23 protein-coding genes are annotated in these 24396 nt (G+C 65.7%); 15 read left to right on the forward strand and 8 right to left on the reverse strand.

The features are described from left to right. Window positions 1–199 precede the first annotated feature (199 nt). The gene (locus tag QM588_RS19355; protein WP_283315908.1) at window positions 200–613 is read left to right on the forward strand and encodes a GNAT family N-acetyltransferase; all 414 of its coding nucleotides are present in this window, start codon (window positions 200–202) and stop codon (window positions 611–613) included. 18 nt (window positions 614–631) lie between these two features. Here QM588_RS19355 and map read toward each other — a convergent pair whose 3' ends face one another. Then, complete coding sequence (map, locus tag QM588_RS19360; RefSeq protein ID WP_283315735.1) at window positions 632–1402, reverse strand: type I methionyl aminopeptidase; 771 nt, start codon at window positions 1400–1402, stop codon at window positions 632–634. 103 nt (window positions 1403–1505) lie between these two features. On the opposite strand from map, the gene QM588_RS19365 reads away from it, so the two are divergent. Further along, a complete protein-coding gene (locus QM588_RS19365; protein ID WP_283315736.1) occupies window positions 1506–2201 on the forward strand; it encodes a GNAT family N-acetyltransferase in 696 nt (231 codons plus the stop codon). 2 nt (window positions 2202–2203) lie between these two features. Here QM588_RS19365 and QM588_RS19370 read toward each other — a convergent pair whose 3' ends face one another. Next, complete coding sequence (locus QM588_RS19370) at window positions 2204–4465, reverse strand: HNH endonuclease (protein ID WP_283315738.1); 2262 nt, start codon at window positions 4463–4465, stop codon at window positions 2204–2206. Between the two features lie 128 nt (window positions 4466–4593). Here QM588_RS19370 and QM588_RS19375 point away from each other — a divergent pair, with 128 nt between their 5' ends. The 3 genes from QM588_RS19375 (at window position 4594) to fgd (ending at window position 6338) form a co-directional block, all read left to right on the forward strand. Next, window positions 4594–4932, forward strand: coding sequence for a hypothetical protein (locus tag QM588_RS19375; protein WP_283315740.1), 339 nt, complete (start codon window positions 4594–4596; stop codon window positions 4930–4932). After that, window positions 4929–5261: a YidH family protein gene (locus QM588_RS19380; RefSeq protein ID WP_283315741.1), complete on the forward strand. Its 333-nt coding sequence runs from the start codon at window positions 4929–4931 to the stop codon at window positions 5259–5261. The genes QM588_RS19375 and QM588_RS19380 overlap by 4 nt, the downstream gene beginning before the upstream one ends. Before the next feature lie 63 nt (window positions 5262–5324). After that, a complete protein-coding gene (gene fgd / locus QM588_RS19385; protein WP_027498496.1) occupies window positions 5325–6338 on the forward strand; it encodes a glucose-6-phosphate dehydrogenase (coenzyme-F420) in 1014 nt (337 codons plus the stop codon). 6 nt (window positions 6339–6344) lie between these two features. Here fgd and QM588_RS19390 read toward each other — a convergent pair whose 3' ends face one another. Then, complete coding sequence (locus QM588_RS19390) at window positions 6345–6863, reverse strand: nitroreductase/quinone reductase family protein (protein ID WP_283315744.1); 519 nt, start codon at window positions 6861–6863, stop codon at window positions 6345–6347. A 196-nt stretch (window positions 6864–7059) separates the two neighbouring features. Between QM588_RS19390 and pta the strand changes: the two genes are divergently transcribed. Further along, window positions 7060–9177 carry a phosphate acetyltransferase gene (pta, locus tag QM588_RS19395; protein WP_283315746.1) on the forward strand — a complete coding sequence of 706 codons (2118 nt, stop codon included), beginning with the start codon at window positions 7060–7062 and terminating at the stop codon, window positions 9175–9177. Continuing rightward, window positions 9174–10358, forward strand: coding sequence for an acetate kinase (locus QM588_RS19400; RefSeq protein ID WP_283315748.1), 1185 nt, complete (start codon window positions 9174–9176; stop codon window positions 10356–10358). Before pta ends, QM588_RS19400 begins: the two co-directional genes overlap by 4 nt. A gap of 7 nt (window positions 10359–10365) precedes the next feature. Here the strand turns inward: QM588_RS19400 and QM588_RS19405 are convergent, their stop codons facing one another. The 3 genes from QM588_RS19405 to QM588_RS19415 are packed head-to-tail and all read right to left on the reverse strand — an operon-like array spanning window position 10366 to window position 15184. Beyond that, complete coding sequence (locus tag QM588_RS19405; protein ID WP_283315750.1) at window positions 10366–12900, reverse strand: serine/threonine-protein kinase; 2535 nt, start codon at window positions 12898–12900, stop codon at window positions 10366–10368. Window positions 12901–12911: 11 nt separating this feature from the next. After that, on the reverse strand, window positions 12912–13883 hold the full coding sequence (locus tag QM588_RS19410) for a glutamate ABC transporter substrate-binding protein (protein WP_283315752.1): 972 nt from the start codon (window positions 13881–13883) through the stop codon (window positions 12912–12914). After that, a complete protein-coding gene (locus QM588_RS19415; protein ID WP_283315753.1) occupies window positions 13880–15184 on the reverse strand; it encodes a hypothetical protein in 1305 nt (434 codons plus the stop codon). The genes QM588_RS19410 and QM588_RS19415 overlap by 4 nt, the downstream gene beginning before the upstream one ends. An 85-nt stretch (window positions 15185–15269) precedes the next feature. Here QM588_RS19415 and QM588_RS19420 point away from each other — a divergent pair, with 85 nt between their 5' ends. After that, window positions 15270–16106: an NUDIX hydrolase gene (locus QM588_RS19420; RefSeq protein WP_283315754.1), complete on the forward strand. Its 837-nt coding sequence runs from the start codon at window positions 15270–15272 to the stop codon at window positions 16104–16106. 30 nt (window positions 16107–16136) lie between these two features. Here QM588_RS19420 and thiE read toward each other — a convergent pair whose 3' ends face one another. Continuing rightward, window positions 16137–16829: a thiamine phosphate synthase gene (gene thiE / locus QM588_RS19425; protein WP_135041518.1), complete on the reverse strand. Its 693-nt coding sequence runs from the start codon at window positions 16827–16829 to the stop codon at window positions 16137–16139. Window positions 16830–16987: 158 nt separating this feature from the next. Here thiE and thiO point away from each other — a divergent pair, with 158 nt between their 5' ends. From thiO to QM588_RS19460, 7 genes are all read left to right on the forward strand, one after another. After that, the gene (thiO, locus tag QM588_RS19430) at window positions 16988–18040 is read left to right on the forward strand and encodes a glycine oxidase ThiO (protein ID WP_283315910.1); all 1053 of its coding nucleotides are present in this window, start codon (window positions 16988–16990) and stop codon (window positions 18038–18040) included. After that, complete coding sequence (gene thiS / locus QM588_RS19435) at window positions 18037–18252, forward strand: sulfur carrier protein ThiS (protein WP_283315759.1); 216 nt, start codon at window positions 18037–18039, stop codon at window positions 18250–18252. The genes thiO and thiS overlap by 4 nt, the downstream gene beginning before the upstream one ends. Window positions 18253–18256: 4 nt before the next feature. Next, window positions 18257–19042 (forward strand): thiazole synthase, encoded by a 786-nt coding sequence (locus QM588_RS19440; RefSeq protein WP_283315760.1) that lies wholly within the window; start codon window positions 18257–18259, stop codon window positions 19040–19042. A 283-nt stretch (window positions 19043–19325) separates the two neighbouring features. Next, on the forward strand, window positions 19326–20288 hold the full coding sequence (locus tag QM588_RS19445) for an ABC transporter ATP-binding protein (protein WP_283315763.1): 963 nt from the start codon (window positions 19326–19328) through the stop codon (window positions 20286–20288). Then, a complete protein-coding gene (locus QM588_RS19450; RefSeq protein ID WP_283315764.1) occupies window positions 20288–21058 on the forward strand; it encodes an ABC transporter permease in 771 nt (256 codons plus the stop codon). The genes QM588_RS19445 and QM588_RS19450 overlap by 1 nt, the downstream gene beginning before the upstream one ends. A 25-nt stretch (window positions 21059–21083) precedes the next feature. Continuing rightward, window positions 21084–22550: a M28 family peptidase gene (locus tag QM588_RS19455; RefSeq protein WP_283315765.1), complete on the forward strand. Its 1467-nt coding sequence runs from the start codon at window positions 21084–21086 to the stop codon at window positions 22548–22550. 36 nt (window positions 22551–22586) lie between these two features. Continuing rightward, a complete protein-coding gene (locus tag QM588_RS19460) occupies window positions 22587–23408 on the forward strand; it encodes an adenylate/guanylate cyclase domain-containing protein (RefSeq protein ID WP_027498481.1) in 822 nt (273 codons plus the stop codon). Here QM588_RS19460 and thiD read toward each other — a convergent pair. Next, window positions 23370–24224, reverse strand: a complete 855-nt coding sequence (gene thiD, locus QM588_RS19465) for a bifunctional hydroxymethylpyrimidine kinase/phosphomethylpyrimidine kinase (RefSeq protein WP_283315767.1) — start codon at window positions 24222–24224, stop codon at window positions 23370–23372. The genes QM588_RS19460 and thiD overlap by 39 nt on opposite strands. Window positions 24225–24396 lie beyond the last annotated feature (172 nt).

Here is a 24396-nt window from a genome sequence, read left to right on the forward strand (position 1 = left end):
ACAGTTCATGTTCACGCTGTCACGGTGCACGACGACAGCTGATCGGACCAGTAATAAACTCACCGTGATTGCAGCGGTTGACGACGGCCCGTAGCGCGTGGTCCGATCGAGCGTGACCGATGTAGCGCAGTCCCGAACAGACCTCGTCACCCGCGCCGTCGACTGGAACCATCCCGACGCCGAATCGCTCCGTGCAGCAATGGCATCGGAGGTGGGTCCCCGATACGCGGACCGTGCGGCCTTGATGGCGAAGACGCAGGCCAATGCCGTGGACGAAGGCGACGTGCATCGCACATTCGTCGTGTATCGGTGTGATGAGCAGAACGTCGAGCAGGCCGTGGGGCATGCCGCTCTGCGGTGGAACGGCCCCGACCTCGAACTGAAGCGAATGTTCGTTCATCCTGATCACCGCGGGTCCGGAGTCTCGACCGCATTGCTGCAGGCATCCGAGAATGCGGCCCGCGACCAGGGGCTGCGACGCTTGATTCTGCAGACGGGTGATCGCCAGCCCGACGCGGTGCGGCTGTACGAGAAGAGCGGCTACACCCGAATCCCGGTGTTTCCGCCGTACGAACTGCTCCCGTTCTCCAACACCTTCGAGAAGCGTCTGTGACCCCCTACCGACGCAGAATCACGAACGTAGGGTCATGATTTCTGCACCGCTGTCGGTGATGACGACCGTGTGTTCGCTGTGCGCGGTGCGGCAACCGGTGGTGCTACGCAACGTCCAGCCGTCGGGGTCGGTGACCAGCTCATCGGTGTCGGCCATGACCCAGGGCTCGAGTGCCAACATCAGGCCGGGGCGAAGGCCGTAGCCGCGACCGGGTCTGCCGGTATTGGATACGTGCGGATCCTGGTGCATGGTCGACCCGATTCCGTGGCCACCGAACTGAACATTGATGGGATAGCCGGCTTCGCGAAGAACCGTCCCGATGGCGTGGGAGATGTCGCCGATCTTCTTGCCCGGAAGTGCCGCGGCAATTCCCGCTGCCAACGCTCGTTCGGTGGCATCGATCATCGCAAGGCTCTCCGCCGGCTTGTTCTCGCCGACGACGAAGCTGATGGCCGAGTCCGACGCCACGCCGCCGAGGATCACGGCAAGATCGAGCGTCAGCAGATCGCCGTCGGCCAGGTTGTAGTCGTGCGGAAGTCCGTGCAGTACAGCGTCGTTGACCGAGGTGCAGATGTAGTGGCCGAACGGTCCGCGCCCGAAGGACGGCGCGTAGTCGACGTAGCACGACGTCGCACCCGCCCCGAGGATGATGTCCTTGGACCATTCGTCGATCTCGAGCAGGTTGGTGCCGACGGTCGCGCGTTCGCGGACGGTCTCGAGAATCTCGGCGACGAGTGCACCGGTTTCCCGGGCAAGGGGAATTTTGCTCGGGGGCAGGATTTCGATCACGGTGTGCCTTTCGGTTCGATACGAATAACTATACCGGTATAAGTATTGGTGACGGAGTGGGTCGTGAGCAACTGGGCGAGCCCGACATGGAACGCTGACGGACGTGTCTGCTCATCCTCTCGACAATCCCATTCGTACCTCCCTCGGGGGTGCGCTGTCGCGGTTTGCGATCACGCGCGGCCGAGTGATTCGCGTTGATCCCCAGGTCTCACCCTTTCTGGCGCATCCCGACGTCCTGCAGCCACGGGACTGGGACGACATCGCGGTGCTGTTCGGGCCGCGAAGCATCGTGGGATTGCGGGGGCCGGTGCTGGACGTACCCGAGGGGTGGTCCGTGGTCGACAGCTTCGGGATCGTTCAACTCGTCGGGACCGAACTCGAGACCCGGCCGTTGGCCGAGGCGGTAGAACTGACCGCCGACGACGTGCCCGAGATGCTCGAACTCGTGCGTCGCACCGAGCCAGGCCCGTTCCTTGCTCGCACCATCGAGCTCGGCACCTACCTCGGTATCCGACGGGGCGGCGCTCTGATCGCGATGGCAGGGGAGCGCATGCGTCCGCCGGGGTGGACCGAGATCAGCGCAGTGTGTACCGACCCGGCCCATCGTGGACAGGGCTTGGCCACCGAGCTGGTCCGCGCGGTCGGTCACGGCATCAGGGCCCGAGGCGACGAGCCGTTCCTGCATGCCGCCGCGACGAACATCCGCGCGATCGAGCTGTACCTCTCCATTGGATTCTCGCTGCGCGAGACCTCGCAGCTGACGCTGGTGAGAACACCGGAACGGGCGGCCGACGTCTGAGGTCAGAATGGCGGCTCCTCGTCTTCTTCGTTGGTCGGTTCTGGTTCGGGTGTCGGGTTGTCGGGTGGGTCGGGGTAGGTGATGATGCCGGATCGTGTGGGTTTGGTGGGTATGTGTGGGCGGAGGTCGTTGCCGATGATGGGTGCGGCTGTTCCGTCGGCGGGCAATGTGATTCGTGTGGTCTTCGAGGTGGAGGTCCACAGGATGGCGCCGCCGGGGAGCATGACCGCTTTCCAGTAGCCGGCGGTTTTGACGCTGTGGTGGTATTCGCAGAGACATTGGAGGTTGTCGACTGTCGTCCAGCCGCCGCCGAGTGGGTTGGCGTGGTCGAACGGGATCACGTGGTCGAGTTGGCAGCGTGCCGCGGGTCGGTGGCAGCCGGGGAACCGGCAGTGCCGGTCGCGTAGCCGGACGGCGGCGGTGGTGAGGGCGTCGGGTCTGTAGATCAAGGCTCGGTCGGTGAGTGGGTCGCGTCGGACAGGTTTTGCGAGGGTGGGGTCGGCGGCGATGGCGGCTTCCAGGGCTGCGGCGAGGGATGCATGGCCGAGGTAAATGCCTGAGGGTGTGCGGTGTGCCGGTGTGTGGGCTGAGGGTGTCCGGCCTGCTGGGTAGATCGTCTGCTCTTTGCGCAGGATTGCGGACGGCAGGTCGAGGGCATAGCTGTGCCGTGTGCCCCGGCCGACGGGGGCGTGCGTACAGAACAGGGCTGCAGCGGAGGCCAGGGCGTTCCGGCGTCGTTGCCGGGTGTTGGGGTCGGCGGTCGGCGTGGGTGGGGCGTCTGTGATGGTCGAATGAGCTTGTGGTGCAACCGAACCCGTACCCGAACACAGCTGTGGGCTCGAACCTGACCTGGGGTGCGGGTCTGGGTCCGGTGGCGACTGTAGTGGTGGTCGTGATGCGACGCTAGCGGCTTGTGCCGTCCCGGTCTCTGTGCCTGTGCCTGTGCCTGTGCCTGTGCCTGTGCCCGGAGTATTGGGTCGAGTGGCTGCGTCGATACCGGACTGCGAGCTGTCCGCGGGATCAACGCCGGCAACGCCTGCACGTCCGGCATCGTCAGTAGCATTGGCACTGGATTCGCCAATCACGTTGCTCGCGTCTCTCGTTGGCCCAACCGTGCCGATTCCCGCGGTTGTATCCGACGCTGCAGTACCCGTCGCTGCAGTACCTGTCGCGCCCGTTCCCGCGGGCGTGCCCGCGGTCGGGCCCGTATCCGTCTGTGTTGCTGGCGTATTCGATTCCGCTGCGTTCGTTTCCGCTGTATTCGATTCTGCCGAGTTCGACTGTGCCGGCTCGGGCTCTGTCGTGTTCGGCTCGGCAGTTGTATCAGTCGAGCGTTGTTCCCATTCCCCGGTTTCCGGGTTCTGCACTGCCAGCCCCAGTGTCTCGGCCAGCGTCACCGCTTCGGTGAGCAGAATCTGCCACTGACTGTTGCGAGCTAGTTCCCGTGCGAGATCGGGGTCGATGGAACCGTGCCCGGCCAGATAGGCCGGATTCGCGAGCAGTCCGATGAGGGTTGCGATGTCGACGGTGATCATCGTCAACGGCACCCGACGATCCGGCAGCTCTGCATTTTTCTTCGGGCAGTCTTCACGTTGACACAGGCATACCAACCGGGGTTCTCCGTGCATCCGCGCCATGAAGGCGTCACACAGTCGTTCCTGCTTACCGCGGGGGTCTTTCGGGCACAGCGTGTCGGCCATTTCCTCCAGGAGCTGCCATGCGGCGGCGGCTTCGGGGGCGGTCAATTCTGCTCGGATCCGGGCCAACTCCCCAGCCGGGGCATAGGAAACAGTGCGGAACTTCTTCGCGAATTCCCGCAACGCTGCTGCTTCCTCCGGTGCGACCCGGAGCAGAATGTCCCAGATCTCCTTCTCGAGCGGCCCCGGTGAGAGTCGGCGCGCGGCTTCGACGATCTCGTCCTCGACCGACCGCACGATGTCGTCCGAGAGGTTGTCGAGAATCCGGCACGCCACCCTAACCCGCGCGAAGTCGATCTCCCCGGCCTCGAATGCTTTCTTCACCAGCGGCAGTCGAGTGTGCAGGGCAACCCCAACAGAGATGTAGGCCTCGGCGACCGTCGCCGAACACCCCAACGCCACCGCCATCTCGGTCCGTCCGTACCGGCTGTAGTGTCGATGCTTCACATCCTGGGCGATACAGGTGAGGTGGAAGTCGTAGCAGGCAGCGATCTTTCGAGCCGCACACCGATTCTCTTCCCACGCGGCAGCGATCAACGCATCCAACGACACCACTGGTGCAGCCATTCTTCTCACCCCCCCGGTGACCCGCAATCGAAGAACATGCGTTCGAACTGAATGAACACTATCTCGACCCACCGACAGGTTTCGAGATCGCAGTTGCGAGAGCGTGAAGAGCAGGCCTACCGTTAACTATGCGAACAACTGCGACGGTCCTCTACGACGACGGTCTCGTGCGCTTGGACGATGGCGGGGTCACGTTGCGGCACTACTACTTTCCGTTCGCGATCGAGAAGTTCGTTCCCTACGGCGACATTCGCGCCGTCGACACCGCGGTGCTGGGCAACTGGAACGGACGTTGGCGACTGTGGGGCGCGTCGACAACCGACCAGTGGCTCCCGCTGGACGTCATGCGTCCGAAGAAGGACACTGCAGTGGTGCTCACCATTCGCCGCATCTCGCCGGTCTTCACCCCCGACGATCCTGAACTCGTTGCCCGACTCATCCGCGAACGCATCACCGCTTCAGCGTGACGCGCCCCGACGAGCGGTTCACCCTCGCCAGTGAACGCACCTTTCTTGCCTGGCTGAGAACCTCGCTCGGTCTGCTCGCGGGCGGAATTGCAATCGTTCATCTGGTTCCCGGGTTCAGCACCGGCTGGGTCCGGACTGCACTCGGTCTGATTCTCATCGGCCTCGCGGCCGCCGCACCCGCCATCGGACTGCGGAGATGGATGCGAGTACGTGCCGCCCTCGAACACGGAGCGCCCATGCCCGAGTCCCGGGACCTGTGGATCTTCGCGGTCGGCATCGGCGCAGTAGCAGTATTGGCTGCGGTGGTCACCGTTCTGGGGATCCAGTAGCACACCGCTAATCGCCGCAGGTGCACAATCGAAGTACTAGACGACCAACGACAGGAGTTCGGCGTGGCGCAGGGTCTCAAGCTCGGGTACAAAGCATCGGCGGAGCAGTTCGGGCCGCGGGAGCTCGTCGAACTCGGTGTTCTCGCGGAGCAACACGGTATGGACTCCGCGACTGTCAGTGACCACTTTCAACCGTGGCGTCACGAGGGCGGTCATGCCCCGTTCTCTCTGGCCTGGATGACGGCCGTCGGCGAGCGCACGAAGACGATCCAGCTCGGGACGTCCGTTCTGACGCCGACGTTCCGCTACAACCCGTCGGTCATCGCGCAGGCGTTCGCCACGATGGGATGCCTCTACCCCGGCCGCATCATGCTCGGCGTGGGAACCGGTGAGGCGCTCAACGAGATCGCCACCGGTTTCACCGGCGAATGGCCGGAATTCAAGGAGCGTTTCGCACGACTGCGTGAGTCGGTCCGCCTGATGCGCGAGCTGTGGCTCGGCGATCGCGTCGACTTCGAGGGCGAGTACTACACGACCAAGGGCGCGTCGATCTACGACGTCCCCGAGGGCGGCATCCCCGTCTACATCGCGGCCGGCGGCCCCGTCGTCGCGCGGTATGCAGGACGCGCGGGGGATGGGTTCATCTGCACGTCGGGCAAGGGCATGGAGCTCTATACCGACAAGCTCCTCCCGGCTGTCGAAGAGGGTGCAGGCAAGGCCGAGCGCGACGCCGGCGAGATCGACAAGATGATCGAGATCAAGATCAGCTACGACACCGATCCCGAACTGGCACTGGAGAATTGCCGTTTCTGGGCCCCGCTGTCTCTGACGCCGGAGCAGAAGCACTCCATCGACGACCCGATGGAGATGGAGAAGGCCGCCGACGAGCTGCCGATCGAGCAGGTCGCCAAGCGCTGGATCGTGGCTTCGGACCCGGACGAGGCCGTCGAGAAGGTCAAGCAGTACACCGACGCGGGCCTGAATCACCTGGTGTTCCACGCGCCCGGTCACGACCAGAAGCGCTTCCTCGAGCTGTTCGAGAAGGACCTCGCTCCGCGCCTGCGCAAGCTCGGCTAAGAACGTCTAAGTTCGGGGATCGGCCGAGAGTGCGAACAATCGCATGTCTCGGTCGGTCCTCGTTTCGTACTCGCCGTACACCTCCACCATCGCGTCGAACTGTCGGTAGATCCGCGCCTTCTCGTCGCCGGTGATTCGGGTGGCCGTCACCGGTATTTTACTGCCCCCGATCGTGACGACGGCCTTCGGATCGGCCAGAAGATTCGACGTCCATGCCGGATGGTGTTGTTGGCCGAAATTGGATCCGACGACGAAGATCCGATCGCCCTCCCGGTAGTACAGCAGCGGACTCGTCCTGGGCTTGCCGGATTTACGTCCGGTGGTGGTCAGCAGCACCACCGGGGCAGCGATCGGTCCGAGGACGGTGAATCGGCCGTTCGACTTGGTCAACAACCAGCGGTCGACGCCTGCGAGGTTTCTGATCACCCACGAACCGGGCTTGGTCGACGCGAACTTCACGGCGGGCTTGCGGATGAACGATGTCTCGCTGCCCCAACGAACGTCCGGAAACGGTGATTCGGCCATGGCTCATGGGACAACTCGACTGCGGTCGATGTCAACACCCAGCACATTGGGCAGGAGTGGAGCCTGCGGAACGACCCCTACTAGGCAGGAGTGGAGCCTGCGGAACGACCCGCGTTGGGCAGGAGTGGAGCCTGCGGAACAACCCCTACTAGGCAGGAGTGGAGCCTGCGGAACGACCCCTACTAGGCTGGCGGCTATGGCTGAGTCCACCGGTGCCGAGACGGCTGACATGTATCCCTCGAGTATTTATGTCGCGTCTCCGGAAGGCGACTCCGGCAAGTCCACCATTGCGTTGGGTGTGCTGCAGATGCTCGCGGCGACGACGGCCCGGGTCGGTGTGTTTCGGCCTATCGCCCGCTCGACGGACGAGCCGGATTACATTCTCGAACTGCTCGTCGAGCACACCACTGCCGATCTGAGTTACGAGCAGTCTCTCGGGGTCACCTACGAGCAGGTGCATTCCGATCAGGATGCGGCGCTGAGCGAGATCGTCAGTCGCTATCACGAGGTGGCTGCGCAGTGCGACGCCGTGGTGATCGTGGGTAGCGATTACACCGACGTCGGCAGTCCCAGTGAACTGGGGTTCAATGCGCGCATCGCAGTCAACCTCGGTGCTCCCGTGCTCCTCGCGCTGCGTGGGTCCGATCGAACCCCCGACGAGATTGCCCAGTTGGCGGCGCTGTGCCAGGCCGAACTGCGGCAGCATCATGCCCATCTCGCCGCCATCGTGGCGAACCGGTGCGATCCGGATCAGTTGGACGCCGTCACCGACGCATTGGCGTCGGTGGACGTTCCGGCGTGGAGCCTGCCCGAGATCCCGTTGCTCGTCGCGCCGACCATGGCGGAGTTGCTCGACGCGGTGGACGGCACGCTCTACAGCGGCGATTCGTCGTTGCTGCAGCGAGAAGCGATGCGGGTGATGGTCGGTGGCATGACGGCCGAGCACATTCTGGAGCGGCTCACCGAAGGTGTCGTCGTCATCGCGCCGGCAGATCGGTCCGACGTACTGCTCGCACTCGTCAACGCCCATGAGGCGGACGGCTTTCCGTCTCTCGCCGGCATCATCATGAACGGCGGCATCGAGCCGCACCCGGCGATCGCACGACTGGTCGCCGGTCTCGGTCCGAGACTGCCGATTCTGACCACCGAGCTCGGAACCTTCGACACCGCGTCGGCTGCGGCGCAGACCCGCGGCCGTGTTGCCGTCGGTTCTCAGCGCAAGGTAGACACCGCTCTGGGCCTGATGGAGCAGCGGGTGGACGCCAAAACCCTTCTGGGACGGCTCGATATCGCCATCCCGACCATCACGACGCCGCAGATGTTCGAGTACCAGCTGATCCATCGAGCGCGTGCCGATCGCAAGCACATCGTGCTCCCCGAGGGCGGCGACGACCGGATACTGCGGGCCGCCGGAAGGCTGCTGCAACGCCAGGTCGCGGACCTCACGATCCTCGGCGAGGAAGGCCCGATCCGACGCCGTGCATCGGAACTGGGTGTCGATCTGGACTCGGCGACCATCCTCGACCCCAAGAACTGCGATTACACCGAGGAATTCGCACAGGAGTACACCGAACTGCGCAAGCACAAGGGGATGACGATCGAGCGTGCCCGCGAGACCATGGCCGACATCTCCTACTTCGGAACCATGATGGTGCACAAGGGGATTGCCGACGGCATGGTGTCGGGAGCCGCGCACACGACCGCGCACACCATCAAGCCGTCGTTCGAGATCATCAAGACCACCGAGGGCGTGTCGACGGTGTCGTCGATCTTCCTGATGTGCCTGTCCGATCGCGTACTGGCCTACGGCGACTGCGCCGTCGTGCCGGACCCGACGGCCGAGCAATTGGCCGACATCGCCATCTCCTCGGCGCAGACCTCGGCCCAGTTCGGTATCGAACCGCGGGTGGCCATGTTGTCGTACTCCACCGGCGAATCCGGCTCGGGAGCCGACGTCGACAAGGTGCGGCAAGCGACGGCCATCGTGCGCGAACGAAACCCGGAACTGTTGGTGGAAGGCCCCATTCAGTACGACGCGGCCATCGAACCGTCGGTCGCGAAATCGAAGCTGCCGGATTCCGACGTGGCAGGCCGCGCAACGGTGTTCATTTTTCCCGACCTCAATACCGGCAACAACACCTACAAGGCCGTTCAGCGCAGCGCCGGTGCCGTCGCTGTCGGGCCGGTACTGCAGGGCCTGCGCAAGCCCGTCAACGACCTCTCTCGCGGGGCACTGGTCGAGGACATCGTCAACACCGTCGCCATCACCGCCATTCAGGCGCAGGGTATCTCCCAGCAGGAGGCACAGGCGTGAGCATCCTCGTCGTCAACTCGGGTTCGTCCTCGGTCAAATTCCAACTGGTCGATCCCGATTCGGGCGAATCGCTGGCCAGTGGTCTCGTCGAGCGCATCGGTGAATCCGACGGGCGCGTCGAACTGGACTACCGCGGCGAGAGCGCCGAGCGAACACAGCACATCGAAGACCACGGGGACGGGTTGGCTCTCGCGTTCGAGATGCTTGCCGACGCCGGCATCGAACTGGGGTCCGACGTCACCGCCGTCGGGCATCGCGTCGTGCACGGTGGCACGGTGTTCTATCGCCCCACGATCATCGACGACGCTGTCGTTCAGCAGATCTCCGATCTGAGCAGTCTGGCGCCGCTGCACAATCCGCCCAACGTCCTCGGTATCGAGGTAGCGCGGAAGCAACTGCCGAACGTGCCGCATGTGGCCGTGTTCGACACGGCGTTCTTCCATTCGCTGCCCGACGCTGCTGCGACGTACGCGATCGACGCCGCCGTCGCAGCCGAACACGACATCAGGCGCTACGGCTTTCACGGCACCTCGCACCGCTACGTGTCCGAGCAGGTTGCCCGGTTCCTGGAACGCGATCTTCAGGACCTCAAGCAGATCGTGCTGCATCTTGGCAACGGTGCGTCGGCATCGGCGGTCGACGGGGGCCGCGCGGTCGATACGTCGATGGGTCTGACCCCGCTCGAGGGACTGGTGATGGGCACCCGCAGTGGGGATATCGACCCCGGTGTGATCATGCATCTACGTCGTAGCGCGGGGATGAGTGTCGACGACATCGACGCTCTCCTCAACCGCCGGTCGGGTCTGATCGGACTGTCCGGGGTCAACGACTTCCGGGAACTGCAACAACGCATCGACGACGGCGACGCGTCGGCCCGGTTGGCCTACGACGTGTACATCCACCGGCTGCGTAAGTACATCGGCGCGTACATGATCGGGCTCGGGCGGCTCGACGTCCTCACGTTCACCGCGGGCGTCGGCGAGAACGCTGCTGCCGTGCGCGCCGACGCGCTGGCCAACCTGGAACACTTCGGCATTCGGATCGACCCCGAACGTAATGCGGTGCGTAGCAAGCAGGCTCGCGTGATCTCGGCCGAATCCTCGGCCGTCACGGTGCTCGTGGTGCCGACGAACGAGGAGCTGGCGATCGCCCGATCGACGGACGATCTGGTTCGATCCTGACGTATCGCTAGAACAGCGAACGCGGACGGATCGCATTCGCCAGGTCCACCAACGAGAACCGGTGCGCGCGATCGGTTGCGCTGCGGGCCAGGGCCCGCAGACCCTTCTCGGTGCCGCGCCGCAAACCGTCCTCGGTGAACGGCACGCTGAGTATCGGTTCGCGTTCTGCGGTGGACGCGTGACCGGAGACGATCCAGTCCAGGGCCATCGCCAGGACCAACGTGCGCATCTGCAGCGCTCGGCTCTCCGCCTTGGGGAGCAGCGCCACTCGCCGTGCGGCAGAGCGGAAATCGGCCTCCGACAGCTCGGCGCGCGAGCGATCCATCAGCAAGGTCAGCACACTGGTCATCCGTGCCATCGAGTAGTGCCGCGAGCTGATCGGCACCTGGTCCAGCGCAGCGATGGCACCGGTCTGATCACCACGGCGCTGCAGCTGACGGGCCAGACCGAACGCCGAGCTGACGATGCCCCTGTTGGTGCGCCACACCGCCCGATACAGGCCCTCGGCCCTGGCTCGCCACTTCTCGGCGTCCTCGTCGTTGCCGAGCGCGACATGCCCCAACAATTCGGACGTGGCACCGAGCGCCAGTTTGGGTGCGAGCTCACCGGGCATCGCTCCGAGAACGTTGTCGAAACTGGTGAACGCAGAATCGTATTCGTGGTGGAGCAATGCGATCAATCCGGCGTACCACTGCACCCGCCACGGATCGGCGGCGTGGTCCTCGGATTGCACCTTCGACAGGATGTCGGTGGCCTCCACGACGTGGCCCAGATCGAGGTGCGCCTTGACCTCGGCGAGGGTGATCTCCAGGCTCGCTCCCGCGGGCGCGGAACCGGTGGCACCTGTCGTACCGGCCGACACTCGCTCGATGCCGTTCCGCTTGGCGTGCTGCAGTGAGTCCAGTGTCTGCTGAGCTTCGACGTGCACAGCGGCGGCCAGCAGGGGAGCACTCGGATCGTTGGGATCGACCAAGGGAACCGGCAGTGCGGCAACCACTTCGGCCGCCGTCATGCGCTCGTGGCGTACTTTGCCGTCGACGTAGGTATCGGTACGACCCACCGACTGTTCAGTGCCGAATGTCGTACGCGGCGGGCTGAACACCGCGGACAGGCCGGGTCGTTCGACGCCCGTCCGGATAGCCAGGATCTCGCGCAGCACGCCGGTTGCCTGCCCCGCGAACTCGTCAGCGGACCGGAACCGCCGCGTCGGGTCTGCATTGGTGGCTCGAAGCAGCAGGCGATGTAGCGACGGGAACTGCTGCAGCACTTCCGATTCTGCGACGGAGGGCAGGCCGTCGAGGTACTTGCCGTTCTTCGACGGCATGTCCAGCGTCAGCACCGCAAGGGTGCGGCCGACGGTGTAGATGTCCGACGCGACCGTCGGCCCGGTCTTCACGATCTCCGGTGCCTGGTACCCCACTGTTCCGTACAGGTAGCCGTAATCCTCGATGCCCGCGACCGCGCCGAGGTCGATCAACTTGATCTGGTCCTCGGAGACCATGATGTTCTCGGGCTTGAGATCGTTGTAGACCAGCCCGATCGAATGCAGATAACCCAGTGCCGGAAGCACTTCGAGTACGTAGGCCAGCGCCTGCTCGACCGGCATGCGGGCGTCGTCGCCGCATGCGGTCAGGATGTCGCGCAGCGAACGGCCACCCACGTACTCCATGACGATGAAGCCGACGGAAGTGCCGTCGCCGCGGGGTTGTTCGACGAAGTTGTAGATCTTGACGACGCCGGGATGCGCTACCTCGGCGAGGAATTGACGCTCCGCGACCGCGACCGCATGGGCTTCCTCGTCGCCGAAATGCAGTAGGCCTTTGAGTACTACCCAGCGGTCGCTGACGTTACGGTCGATGGCCAGGTAGATCCACCCCAGTCCGCCGTGCGCGATGCAGCCCTGAACGTCGTACTGGCCCACCACTCGATCGCCCGGCTCGAGCAGCGGAGTGAAATCGAAGGTCGTGCCGCAGTGCGGGCACACGCCCACCGAGATGTCGGGTTCGCCCGGTTCGCTGCGCCCCACCTTGGCGTTGCACTTCCAGCAGAACCGTTTGTGCTGCGGCACCGTGGGATCCGACATCACCGCGGTCGCCGGATCGATCGGCTCCACCCGGGGGACCTCCACCAGGCCGCCGCCGAGACGACGCCGAATACCGGTGCTGCGGGAACGACCGGACCGAGATCGGCCGGTTCTGGCCCGAGTGGATGCACTCTGCGACATGCTGGATCTGGCGGCTGCGGATTTGGCAACCGGAGATTTCGAGTTGTCGTCGCCTACCGGCGAATTCGGCCCCGGAGTCGGTGCGGTCCGGTCGTCGACCGGCGACCGCGACACCGCCTGCGTGCGTTCGACGCCGTCGGTCGGCGTGGCTTCCGACCGCGACACCGCTTGCGTGCGTTCGACGCCGTCGGTCGGCGTGGCTTCCGGCCGCGAGACCGCCTGCGTGCGTTCGACACCGTCGGTCGACGTGAGCTGCTCGCGTGACACCGCCTGCGTGCGTTGCGCGGGGGCGGTGGGTTGCTGTTCGTCCTCGTCCATGACGTGCGCCTCTAATCGCTGTACGACGCGGTGGGTGGACCGGGGGAGGGGCCGAGCACCGTCAGCCACTTGTTGTAGATGCGGTTCCAGGTGCCGTCGGACCTGACGCGTGCCAACGTCCCGTTGACGAAGCGCACGAGATCCTCGTTCTTCTTATTGATGCCCACGCCGTACGGTTCCGGGCTCAGACTGTCGCCGACGATCTCGAGGTAGGGGTCCTGTGCGGCCAGTCCGGCCAGGATGGCGTCGTCGGTGCTGATGGCGTCGACCTGCCGTTGTTGCAGTACCACCAGGCAATCCGACCACATGGGAACGGTCACCACGGTTGCGGCCGGCTGCACCCGCTGCAGGCGACGCAGCGACGTGGTGCCCTCCACCGCGCATACCCGCTTGCCCGCCAGATCCCCGACCCCACGGATGCCGGAGCCCTGCACCACCAGGACTCGGTGCTGCGCTTGGAAGTACACGGTGGAGAACTGGACGTCCTTACGCCGGGCGCACGTGATCGTCATCGTCTTCACCACGATGTCGACGGTCGAGTCCTGCAGGGCTTCGAGGCGCTGCGCGGACGTCAGAATCCGGAAGTCCAACCGGTTCGGGTCTCCGAACAGGTCGCGTGAGATCTCCCGAGCGATGTCGACGTCGAACCCGACCAGCTGCCCGGTCATGGGATCGCGAAAGCTGAAAAGGTTGCTGCCCGTGTCGAGACCGACGACGAGGCGACCCTTGGCGCGGAGTGCATCGATGGTCGGCTGCGGAGGCAGCGGCGCGTCGGTGCCGGTCGGTAGCGGCCGCAGACTGGCCGTGGGGCGGGCGCACTCGTCGTCCGCCGGTGTCTCGGTGGGCCGAGCCGCGACGGCGGCCCCGTCGGGCAGAGGAGGTTCGGTGAACGTCGTATCGTTCTGCGCCGCAATTCTTTCCGGGGGTGAGCAACCGACGAGCAGGGCGGTCGCGACGAGGCCGGCGGCCAGCAGGCGCTTCACAGGTACTCACGCAGCCTCGGGAACAGGCCGACACCGAACGCCACCGAGGCCACGACCGTGAGCACGTACGCACCGTTCGACAAACCCGACAGGACCCAGACCGATCGGTCGATGTTGGAGCGCAGTTCGCTTCGGGCACTGTCGATCCCGTCGACCAGCACACTGTCGAGAGCATTGAACGCGGCCGCCGAGTCCGAATTCCCCGATCCGGTCGCTATCGACACCGCACCGTTGAAGTCGCCCACCTCGAGCGCCGAATCGATGCGCGCATGCGAGGCCGACCAGTTGTTCAGGGCCTCGGTCACCTCGGGATCGCCCTCGAACATGTCCGCGAGCCGAGAGACGTTGCCGGCGAACGACTGTCCGTAATCCTGGCTGCCACCGCGGCGGGCCAGGTCGAGTGTCTCGTCCGCCCTGGCCTGCTGGGCCAGAATGAAACCCGTCGTGTAGGACTTCAGCGGCACCACCCCGCGGTCGATCGCGCGGTCGGTGGCGATCGACGAGATCAACCCCACCACCAACATCCACCCGAGCAAGCCCGCCAGAGCGGCCGTGGCACCGAGAAAACCGACATTGAGTGTGCGACGCGTCGTCCGGGACAGATACCACTGGGCGAGACCGGTCATCAGCAACAGAAACACCACCGACCCGATCGCGAAGTACGGGGGACTGGTGAACCTCTCCTGATCGGCCGAGACGCGGGAGGCCTGCTCGGTGTACAACTTCTCGGCCAGCGGCAGCAGACTCGACTGCATCATCGTCGACGCCTCGCCGAGATATGCCGCACCCACCGGGTTCCCGCTGCGATTGTTCGCTCGCGCAGTCTCGACCAACCCGCTGTACACCGGCAAACCGGTCGCAATCTGCGTCAACACCGCGCTGGTGGCCTCGTCCTCGTCGGTGACCCCGGCGGACGCGGCGATCAATTCCGACGACGCCTCACCCAATGCCTGCGAGTACCGGTCACGTACTTCGGGTTGCTCGAGCCCACCGGCGATGAATGCCGACGCGGCGGCCGCGTCGGCCACCGACAGGGCACCGTAGAGATTCTGAGCGGAGTTGGCGAACGGCTCGGTGCGCACCAGCAGTGTCCCGAGAGTGTCCACCCGATCGGTCACCGCCGTGGACGCAAGATTTCCGACCGTCAGCGCCAAGACGACCAGCGCGGTACCCATCGCGACCAATCGCGCAGGCGTCGAACGCATCGTGTATCGAACCGGTGGCTTGCCTGCAGCGGCACCGACGTGGGGTGCCGTTGTCGGGGGGACGGCAGCGGAGGGAGTAATGCCGGCCGCGATCACGCATCGAGCATATAAGCAGGCGGACCGCACTGCAGCCACTACAGCACAGTCACTACGGCGAGGCGGTTCACCTAGGGTGGGGAGCATGCGTGGTGACGGGGACGGTTGGGTGATCGGTGAGAACGGTTCTCGGCACTGGGGCAAGCACGGTGCTGCCGGTCTGCTGCTCCGTGCGCCCTCCGATGCGGGCGAACCGATGGTGTTGCTGCAGCACCGCGCGCTGTGGAGTCATCAGGGCGGAACGTGGGCCCTGCCGGGCGGGGCCCGCGATTCGCACGAGAGCACCGAGCACGCGGCGGTCCGCGAGGCGCACGAGGAAGCCGGTATCGCGGCCGAACAGTTGAGCGTGCGCAGCGAGCGTGTCACCGCCGCAGTCCCCAGCGGTTGGTCGTACACCACGGTCATCGCCGATACCGATCACCCGCTGGCCACTGTCCCGAACGGCGAGAGCACCGAACTGCGTTGGGTGCCGGAGTCGATCGTCGCCGAGCTGCCACTGCACCCGGGATTCGCGTCGAGCTGGCCGTCGCTGCGTACCGAGCCGCTGCGCGTGCTGCTCGACACCGCCAACGTCCTCGGCTCCCGGCCCGACGGCTGGTGGAAGGACCGCGCCGGCTCGACGGGCGCACTGTTGACGTCGCTGGCCGCGACACTGCCCCGCACGGTGGAATTACCCAGCGGCCAGTACGGCTGGCTCACCCGCATCGAGGCCGTGCTCGAGGGGCAAGCGCGCGACGCCGTTGTCGACGACCCGCGCATCCCGGTGATCCTCGCGGACGGCAGTGGCGACGACACCCTCACCGATCAGGCCCACCGATCGACAGACCTGACCGCGCTGGTCACCGCCGACCGCGGACTGCAGAATCGACTGCCCGGCGCGGTGCAGGTGCTCTCGCCGTCCGCCGTGCTCGCCTGGCTGTGACGTCAGTTCTGTGACATCAGCCCGGTGACATCAGTTCTGTAACGCCTGTACCAGCGCGCGTGCAGCAGCCTGCGGATCGCGCGCCTCGGTGATCGCCCGAACGACCACGATGCGCTCGGCTCCCGCCGCTCGAACCTGATCCACATTGGTCGCGTCGACGCCGCCGATGGCGAACCACGGCCGCTCCGGCAACGCATCCGCCGTGGCTCGCAGAGTCTCCAGCCCGGCGGCCGAGCGGTTGGGCTTGGTGGGCGTCGGCCACACCGGACCGACGGCGAAGTAGTCGACGCCGTCCTCGATCGCGGCGAGCGAGGACTGCGCGCGGTTCTGAGTCGAGCGTCCGATCACCACGTCCGGGCCCAGAATCTGGCGCGCGTAGTGCACGGGCAGGTCGCCCTGGCCCAGATGCAGGACGTCGGCACCGGACGCCAGCGCCAGATCCGCGCGGTCGTTGACGGCCAGCAAGGCGCCGTGGCGCTTGGTGGCAGCGAGCAGAATCGCCAGCGCAGCGAGCTCGTCCTTGGCCTCGAGCGGCCCGAACTGGCGCTCACCGGCGGAGTTCTTGTCGCGCAGCTGGATGATGTCGACGCCGCCGGACAACGCGGCCTCGGCGAACTGCGCGAGGTCGCCCTTGTCGCGCCTGGCATCGGTACACAGGTACAGGCGAGCGGACGCAAGACGCTCACGGGGAGTCTGGTTGCGGGCGGTCTGAGTTGGGTGCACGAAACGAACTGTATTCTCATGGCAGCCGCGACCGACGACGGAGTGGCCGACATATCGCGGGAGTCCCGAGGATCGTGGGGCTGAGAGTGGGTTCGCCGCCCTTACCGTCAATACCTGAACCCGATCATGCGGGCGCAGGGAGTGAGGACGTGAATCGCGTGCATATCGTCGTTATCGGCGGAGGCGTCATCGGGCTGTCGACGGCGCTGCGCCTGAGCCGGGACGGTCACCGGGTCGTCGTTCGCGATCCCGCTCTGGGCAAGGGCGCATCCTGGGTCGCGGGCGGAATGCTGGCCCCACTGTCCGAGGGGTGGCCCGGTGAACACGAACTTCTACGGCTCGGTGCCGCGTCGCTGGCGCGGTGGCCGGACTTCGCCGGACGCCTCCCCGGCCCGTCGGTGTTCTCCGCGACCGGATCCATGACGGTCGCCCTCGATTCCGCCGACGCCACCGACCTGCGCACGATCGCCGAATGGGTGAGCGAGCATGGCCACGAGCTCGAAATTCTCGGCCGCGCGCAGGTGCGTGAACTCGAACCTGCACTGGCGCAGAACATTCGGCTCGGGTTGTTGGCACCGACCGAGCTGTCCGTCGACAATCGAGCCCTGGTCGCCGCGCTCGAGCAGGGATGTCTCGACGCCGGAGTGGAGTTCATGGCAACCTCGGTCGACGCAATACCCGACGCCGATCAGGTGGTCCTGGCCGCCGGTTCTCGCTGCGCCGCACTGTGGCCGACACTGCCGGTCAGGCCGGTGAAGGGCGAAATCCTGCGGCTGCGTCGCCGGCCCAGCGCCGCACCGCCGCCGCACCGCACCATTCGCGGAACCGTGCACGGCCGCCCCGTGTACCTGGTGCCACGTGGCGACGGATTGGTCGTCGGCGCAACACAATACGAATCCGGTGAGGACACCCAGGTCACCGTGGCGGGGGTACGAGACCTGATCGCCGACGCCGAACGACTCATGCCGAGCATCGGCGAGTACGAACTGTACGAAACCGCTGCAGGATTACGGCCGATGAGCCCCGACGGACTGCCGTTGATCGGCAGACTCGCCGACAACGTGATCGTCGCTACCGGCCACGGCCGCAACGGCATTCTGCTCGCACCCGTCACCGCCGACGCCGTCGCCGCGCTGATCTCGGGCGAGATACTGCCCGAGGCGAAAGCCGCTACACCCGAACGCTTCGTACAAATAGAGAGGACACCATGACCCAGGTTGCGATCGGTATCACCGTCAACGGCGAGGAGCACCTGCTCACCGAGGGCATGACCATGCGTCGGCTGCTCGAATTCTTGGGCCTGCCCGAGAAGGGCATTGCCGTCGCCGTCGACGGTGCCGTGCTACCCAAGAGCCGTTGGGACACCACCGACGTCCAAAAGGGTTGGACCATCGACGTTCTCACGGCGGTGCAAGGTGGTTGAGGGCATGACGACAGAAAGTACCGGTCGTTCCGCAGGCTCCACTCCTGGCCTGACGATTGCCGATCGCACCTTCACCTCGCGGCTCATCACCGGCACCGGGGGAGCGGCCAACCTCGCCGTCCTCGAGGAAGCCCTCGTCGCGTCGGGGACCGAACTGACCACCGTCGCGATGCGCCGCGTCGACGCCGCGGGTGGGACGGGAGTGCTGGATCTGCTGCGCCGGCTGAACATCGCTCCGCTGCCGAACACCGCGGGGTGTCGAGGAGCGGCCGAGGCCGTGCTCACCGCGCAGCTGGGCCGCGAAGCGCTCGAGACCGATTGGGTGAAACTCGAAGTGATCGCCGACGAGCGAACCCTGCTGCCCGACGCCATCGAATTGGTCAAGGCTGCAGAGCAACTCGTCGACGACGGCTTCCAGGTGCTGCCGTACACCACCGACGACCCGGTGCTGGCCAAGCGTCTCGAAGACATCGGCTGCGTTGCCGTCATGCCGCTCGGCTCGCCCATCGGCACCGGCCTCGGCATCGCCAACCCGCACAATATCGAGATGATCGTCGAGGCCGCAGGGGTACCGGTGATCCTCGACGCGGGCATCGGCACCGCGAGCGACGCGACCCTGGCGATGGAACTCGGCTGCGACGCAGTGCTGCTCGCGACCGCAGTGACACGCGCCAAGGATCCGGCGCTGATGGCGTCGGCGATGCGCCATGCGGTGGCGGCCGGCTACCAGGCCCGACATGCAGGTCGCATCCCGAAACGATTCTGGGCGCAGGCCAGCTCGCCGACGTAGCGGCTGCATTCACGTGAGCGGCTGCGTTGGCGGCGCAGCGCCTTCTGTTGTGCTGCGTATCCAGCAAACGCGCGCGCGTTTACGAAACGCGCGCGGAATAGTGGCGAAAACAAGGGCGAATCCCCGCGCATCTGGCAAACGCGCGCGCATTTGCGGCCGCGCTTATGCGCCGCACGACCCAGCCAGGCCTCAGCTGTCTCAGGGTCTGTGTCATCCAAAAGGATGATGCAAGTCGCGACTGTGGGGCGATGTGGACACGCCGTCGATCGGGGACAGTTGTCCCATGATCGAAGTGACAGGACTGACCAAGCAGTACGGAGCGGTGACGGCGGTCGACAACCTCACCTTCACCATCAAACCCGGCATCGTGACCGGCTTCCTCGGACCGAACGGTGCGGGCAAGTCGACCACGATGCGGATGATTCTCGGGCTCGACCGCCCCACCTCGGGGACGGCGACCATCGAGGGCAAGAGCTACAGCCACCTGAAGCAGCCACTGCGTACCGTCGGCGCTCTGCTCGACGCCAAGTGGGTGCACCCCAACCGATCTGCGCGTGCGCATCTGGAATGGATGGCAGCCTCCAACGGCATCCCCAAGTCCCGCGTCGACGAGGTGTTGCGGCTGGTGGGCCTGTCCGAAGTCGCGAAGAAGAATGCGGGCGGGTTCTCGCTCGGCATGTCCCAGCGGCTCGGTCTCGCCGGCGCTCTTCTCGGTGACCCCAAGGTGTTGCTGTTCGACGAGCCGGTCAACGGACTCGATCCAGAGGGCATCGTCTGGATCCGAAAGTTCATGCAGCGCTTGGCAGCCGAGGGTCGCACGGTCCTGGTGTCGAGCCACTTGCTCTCGGAGATGGCGCAGACGGCCGAACATCTCATCGTCATCGGACGCGGCAAGCTGATCTCCGATTCCTCGGTGCAGGAATTCATCGACCATGCCTCCGAGGCCTCGGTACGCGTCCGTAGCCCACAGCTCGACGGCCTGCGTCAGGTGCTGACCACCGCCGGCCTCACGGTGCGTGAGCCGGACAAGTCCGACGAACTGCAGCCCTCGCTGGTGGTGCTGAACTCCACCACCGACGCGATCGGCGACCTCGCCGGTCGGGCCGGAATCACATTGCACGAGTTGGCCTCTCAGCGCGGCTCGCTCGAGGAAGCATTCATGAAACTCACCGGAGACACAGTGCAATATCACGGCTCGGGAGCCGGAGACCAGAACACTCAGCAAGCAATGGGCGGTGCACTCTGATGGGCGTCTTGGCAGCAGAAAGAATCAAGTTCACCTCGACCAAGTCGCCGTGGTGGTGCAGCGCGATCGTGGTGGTCTTCGGCCTCGGGTTCGGAGCCATTCTGGGTTGGGCCGCAAAGACCGCGATCGGCCCGGATGCGCCGGAAGGTCTGCCGCCGACCACCGCGTACGACGTCGTCGGTAGTGGCGTCGGCGGACTCGGCATCATGGTGCTGATGATCCTCGGTGCTCTCACCGTCACCAGCGAATACCGCTTCGGCCTGATCCGAACCACGTTCCAGGCGGTCACCAACCGGGCCTCGGTGCTCGGCGCGAAGGCACTGATCGTCGGCGTGTACGGGGCCGTGCTGTCGTTGGTTCTGGCCTTCGGCGCGTTGTTCCTGGCCAAATCCATCGCCGGTGAGGAAGCCGGCGCATTGCTGAGCTTCGACGTCGACGGCACCTGGCGCGTCGTCTACGGCACTGCAGTTCTGGCGTTCGTGCAGATCGTTCTGGCCGTTGCCGTGGGTGCGCTGATTCGTCAGTCCGCCGGCGCAATCGCCGTGTTGTTGTTGTGGCCGTTGCTCATCGAGAGCCTCGTCGGGATCATCCCGAAGGTAGGCGAGAAGATCCAGCCGTTCCTGCCATTCAAGAACGCGGACCATTTCCTCGGCGGATCTGCGGGAACGGACTTCCACTGGGGTCCGATCGGCAGCCTGATCTACTTCGTCGTCTTCACCGCGGTGATCTTCGGAGTGGCAGTGTTCGTCGTCAATCGCCGGGACGCCTGACACCTGCCTGGGTAGGGTGTCCGCTATGCGGATTTCCTTGCTTGCAGGTAGCGCCGTCACCGTCTTGATTCTGGCCGGTTGCTCGTCCTCCTCCGGTACGGGGGACGAGGAACCGGCCAGAGTTTTCGCGACACCCGACGGGGCCGGGCTGTCGGAAGCGGTCACCGAGGATGCCCTCGTCGGGCACCTGCAGGAACTGGAGAACATCGCCACCGCGCACGACGGCAACCGCGCGGCCGGGACTGCCGGATACGACGCGAGTGTCGATTACGTTGTGTCCCAACTCGAATCGGCCGGATTCGACGTCACGACTCCCGAATTCGAGTTCGACACCTTCGAGGCGCGGACGCAAGCTCTCTCGCTCGCGGGCACCGAGATTCCGGTGTTCGCGCTCAGCTACTCGCCCACCACATCCGCCGAGGGAATCACCGCACGCGTCGTCGGCGCTCCCGCCGGGGCAGACGGGTGCGAGGCAACCGATTACGCCGGTCTCGACCTGACGGGAGCGGTGGCAGTCGTGCCGCGAGGGGTGTGCCCGTTCGGTGCGAAGCAGACCGTCGCCGCCGAATTGGGTGCGGCAGCAGCGATCATCGTCAACAACGAACCCGGACCACTGGATTCGGGAACGCTCGGCGATTCCGAGACCGCGAAGATTCCGACCGGCGGTGTCAGCCAGGAGGACGGCGCAGCGGTCCTCGCGGCCCCCGAGGTCACGCTGACTCTCGTCACGACGACCGAGACGACCACGAGCCGAAACATCATCGCGCAGACCACCACCGGCTCGACCGAGAACGTGGTGGTCGCGGGTGCCCACCTCGACAGCGTCCTCGAGGGGCCGGGCATCAACGACAACGGCACCGGCACCTCGGCGGTACTCGAGACTGCTCTGCAGATGGGCAGTGCACCGGAAGTGACCAATGCGGTCCGGTTCGCATTCTGGGGTGCCGAGGAGAACGGGCTCGTCGGTTCCACCAAGTACGTCGAGGGCCTCTCCGACGAGGACAAGCGAAACATCGCGCTGTACTTGAACTTCGACATGATCGGCTCGCACAACCCCGGCTATCTCGCCTACGACGGCGACGACTCCGACAAGGTGGGCGAACCCGCGGGACCGGCCGGGTCCGACGCCATCGAGCGCACGTTCGTCGAGCATTTGGCTGCCGACGGGATCGCCGTCGACGGCACGGATTTCGACGGTCGATCCGACTACGGCCCGTTCATCGAGGTCGGTATTCCCGCAGGCGGTGTCTTCAGCGGCGCGGACGAGAACAAGACTGCGGAGCAGGCCGCGAAGTGGGGCGGCACGGCCGATCAGACGTTCGACGAGAATTACCACACCGATCAGGACACCCTGGCGAACGTCGACCGCGCGGCGCTGGCGAAGAACGGTGCCGCCGTGGCGTACGGCATCGGCGTCTACGCGCAGTCGGTGGAGGGCCCCAACGGAGTGCCGGTCGGGGCTGCGCGCGAGGCAGCACGCGCCGAAGGGTAAGGGAAGTATGTGTAACCGTGAGTTACGCTCGATGCTGTGAACGCAGTCGTCTCCTCGGTGGTGGAGTGGGTCCGCACCACCAACCGAGCGCCCACCGTCGTCGGGGCGGTTCGGCGTGTGCGTCGCGCGTTACCCGGCGACCCCACATTCGGTGACCCGCTGTCGATCGACGGTCCGGGACGCGCACTGGCCGTCGCGCGCGTGGCGGACCGGTTCCTCGCTGCCAATGGACTCGACGACGAACCGGGCGCATCCCGCGAACTCGGCCTCGGTGCCCTGCAGGTGTGGCAGGCCATCCTCGAGCGAGCAGGCCGGGGCCGCGGCGACGAGGACGTCACGATCGTCTTCACCGACCTCGTCGGATTCTCGTCGTGGTCGCTGCGCGCCGGCGATACCGCCACATTGACGTTGCTTCGCAAAGTCTCCAAAGCCGTCGAACCAGAGGTCGTGTTCCGCGGCGGTCACGTCGTGAAAAGGCTGGGCGACGGCATCATGGCCGTGTTCGCCGACGCGGGCAAAGCCGTGGACGCCGTGTTCGCGGCGCGTGAGGCCCTCACCAGCGTGAACGTCGACGGCTACACCCCGACGATGCGAGTCGGAATCCACACCGGCAGCCCGCGTCAGGTCGGTTCCGACTGGCTCGGTGTCGACGTGACCGTCGCAGCGCGGGTCATGCAGACCGGCGGAAACGGCAACATCATGATCTCTGCGGCCGCACTCGACGCCGTGTCACCGGAGGTGCTCGACGCGTTGCACGTGGTCGCCAAGCCTTATCGGCGCAGCTTCTTCGCGCCGAAAATCAAGGGCGCACCCGACGACCTACGCATTCTCCGACTCGTGCAGTCGCCACAGCGGTGACACCGGGCCGTGGCCCGCACCGAGGTCATAGGACGCGGCCAGGCAACGGGTGACCCATTCCTTACCGAACGCCACCGCGTCGGGCATCGAGTATCCGTGTGCGAGCGCCGACGCGATCGATGCCGCGAGGGTGTCGCCGCCGCCGTGATCGTTGCCGGTGTCGATGCGTTCGCTGGTGAATTCGAGGAAGGTGTCGCCGTCGAACAGTAGGTCGGTGCTGTGGGTCGAGGTGCGGAGGTGACCGCCCTTGACCAGCGCCCATTGCGCGCCCAATCCGTGCAGCCCCTCGGCAGCGCGGTGCGCGCTGGCGTCGTCGACGACATCGATGCCGGTGATCAACCGAACCTCGTCGAGGTTGGGAGTCACCAGTGAGGCGATGGGAAAGAGGGTGTGCCGGATGGCGTCGAGCGCCTCGGCGTGCAGTAGCGGGTCGCCGTGCATGGACGCGCACACCGGGTCGACGACGAGCGGAACCGGTTGGTCGCGGCCGATCCCCACCTCGGTGCACACTGCCGTGACCGCCTCGATGATCGCGGTGGACGCCAGCATCCCGGTCTTCGCTGCGCCGACGCCGATGTCCGATACCACCGAGCGAACCTGGGCGGCGACGATCTCCGGCGGGATCTCGTGGAAGCCCGTCACGCCGACGGTGTTCTGGACCGTCACCGCTGCGACGGCAACGCACGCGTGCACGCCCAACAGGGCCATCGTGCGACTGTCCGCCTGGATTCCGGCACCGCCGCCGGAGTCGGTTCCGGCGATCGTCAGCGCGCGGACGGGAGTCTCGCCGTTGGGCGTGAGCGGTAGGAACTTCACGAGAGACGACAGTACCGGCGGGCCGTGATCGGCAGGGTCTCGGCAGGCGAGACGCCGAAGGTGAATGTTGGTGAAAACATGGTGACACTTTGAATGTTGTTGTATCACAACGGCGCACGAGGACACTTATGAGCTGTACCAGCATCCGGTTCGGGATCGATGGACGAACCTA

Source organism: Rhodococcus sp. IEGM 1354, assembly GCF_030056855.1.
Lineage (GTDB): Bacteria > Actinomycetota > Actinomycetes > Mycobacteriales > Mycobacteriaceae > Rhodococcoides.

What these genes read in the sequence shown, in the direction of transcription:
- QM588_RS19355 (WP_283315908.1), top strand. Translation starts at nt 200, where the DNA reads ATGGCATCGGAGGTGGGTCCCCGATACGCGGACCGTGCGGCCTTGATG.
- QM588_RS19370 (WP_283315738.1), bottom strand. Translation starts at nt 4,465, where the DNA reads ATGGCTGCACCAGTGGTGTCGTTGGATGCGTTGATCGCTGCCGCGTGG.
- QM588_RS19375 (WP_283315740.1), top strand. Translation starts at nt 4,594, where the DNA reads ATGCGAACAACTGCGACGGTCCTCTACGACGACGGTCTCGTGCGCTTG.
- QM588_RS19390 (WP_283315744.1), bottom strand. Translation starts at nt 6,863, where the DNA reads ATGGCCGAATCACCGTTTCCGGACGTTCGTTGGGGCAGCGAGACATCG.
- pta (WP_283315746.1), top strand. Translation starts at nt 7,060, where the DNA reads ATGGCTGAGTCCACCGGTGCCGAGACGGCTGACATGTATCCCTCGAGT.
- QM588_RS19405 (WP_283315750.1), bottom strand. Translation starts at nt 12,900, where the DNA reads ATGGACGAGGACGAACAGCAACCCACCGCCCCCGCGCAACGCACGCAG.
- QM588_RS19420 (WP_283315754.1), top strand. Translation starts at nt 15,270, where the DNA reads ATGCGTGGTGACGGGGACGGTTGGGTGATCGGTGAGAACGGTTCTCGG.
- thiS (WP_283315759.1), top strand. Translation starts at nt 18,037, where the DNA reads ATGACCCAGGTTGCGATCGGTATCACCGTCAACGGCGAGGAGCACCTG.
- QM588_RS19440 (WP_283315760.1), top strand. Translation starts at nt 18,257, where the DNA reads ATGACGACAGAAAGTACCGGTCGTTCCGCAGGCTCCACTCCTGGCCTG.
- QM588_RS19445 (WP_283315763.1), top strand. Translation starts at nt 19,326, where the DNA reads ATGATCGAAGTGACAGGACTGACCAAGCAGTACGGAGCGGTGACGGCG.
- QM588_RS19450 (WP_283315764.1), top strand. Translation starts at nt 20,288, where the DNA reads ATGGGCGTCTTGGCAGCAGAAAGAATCAAGTTCACCTCGACCAAGTCG.
- QM588_RS19455 (WP_283315765.1), top strand. Translation starts at nt 21,084, where the DNA reads ATGCGGATTTCCTTGCTTGCAGGTAGCGCCGTCACCGTCTTGATTCTG.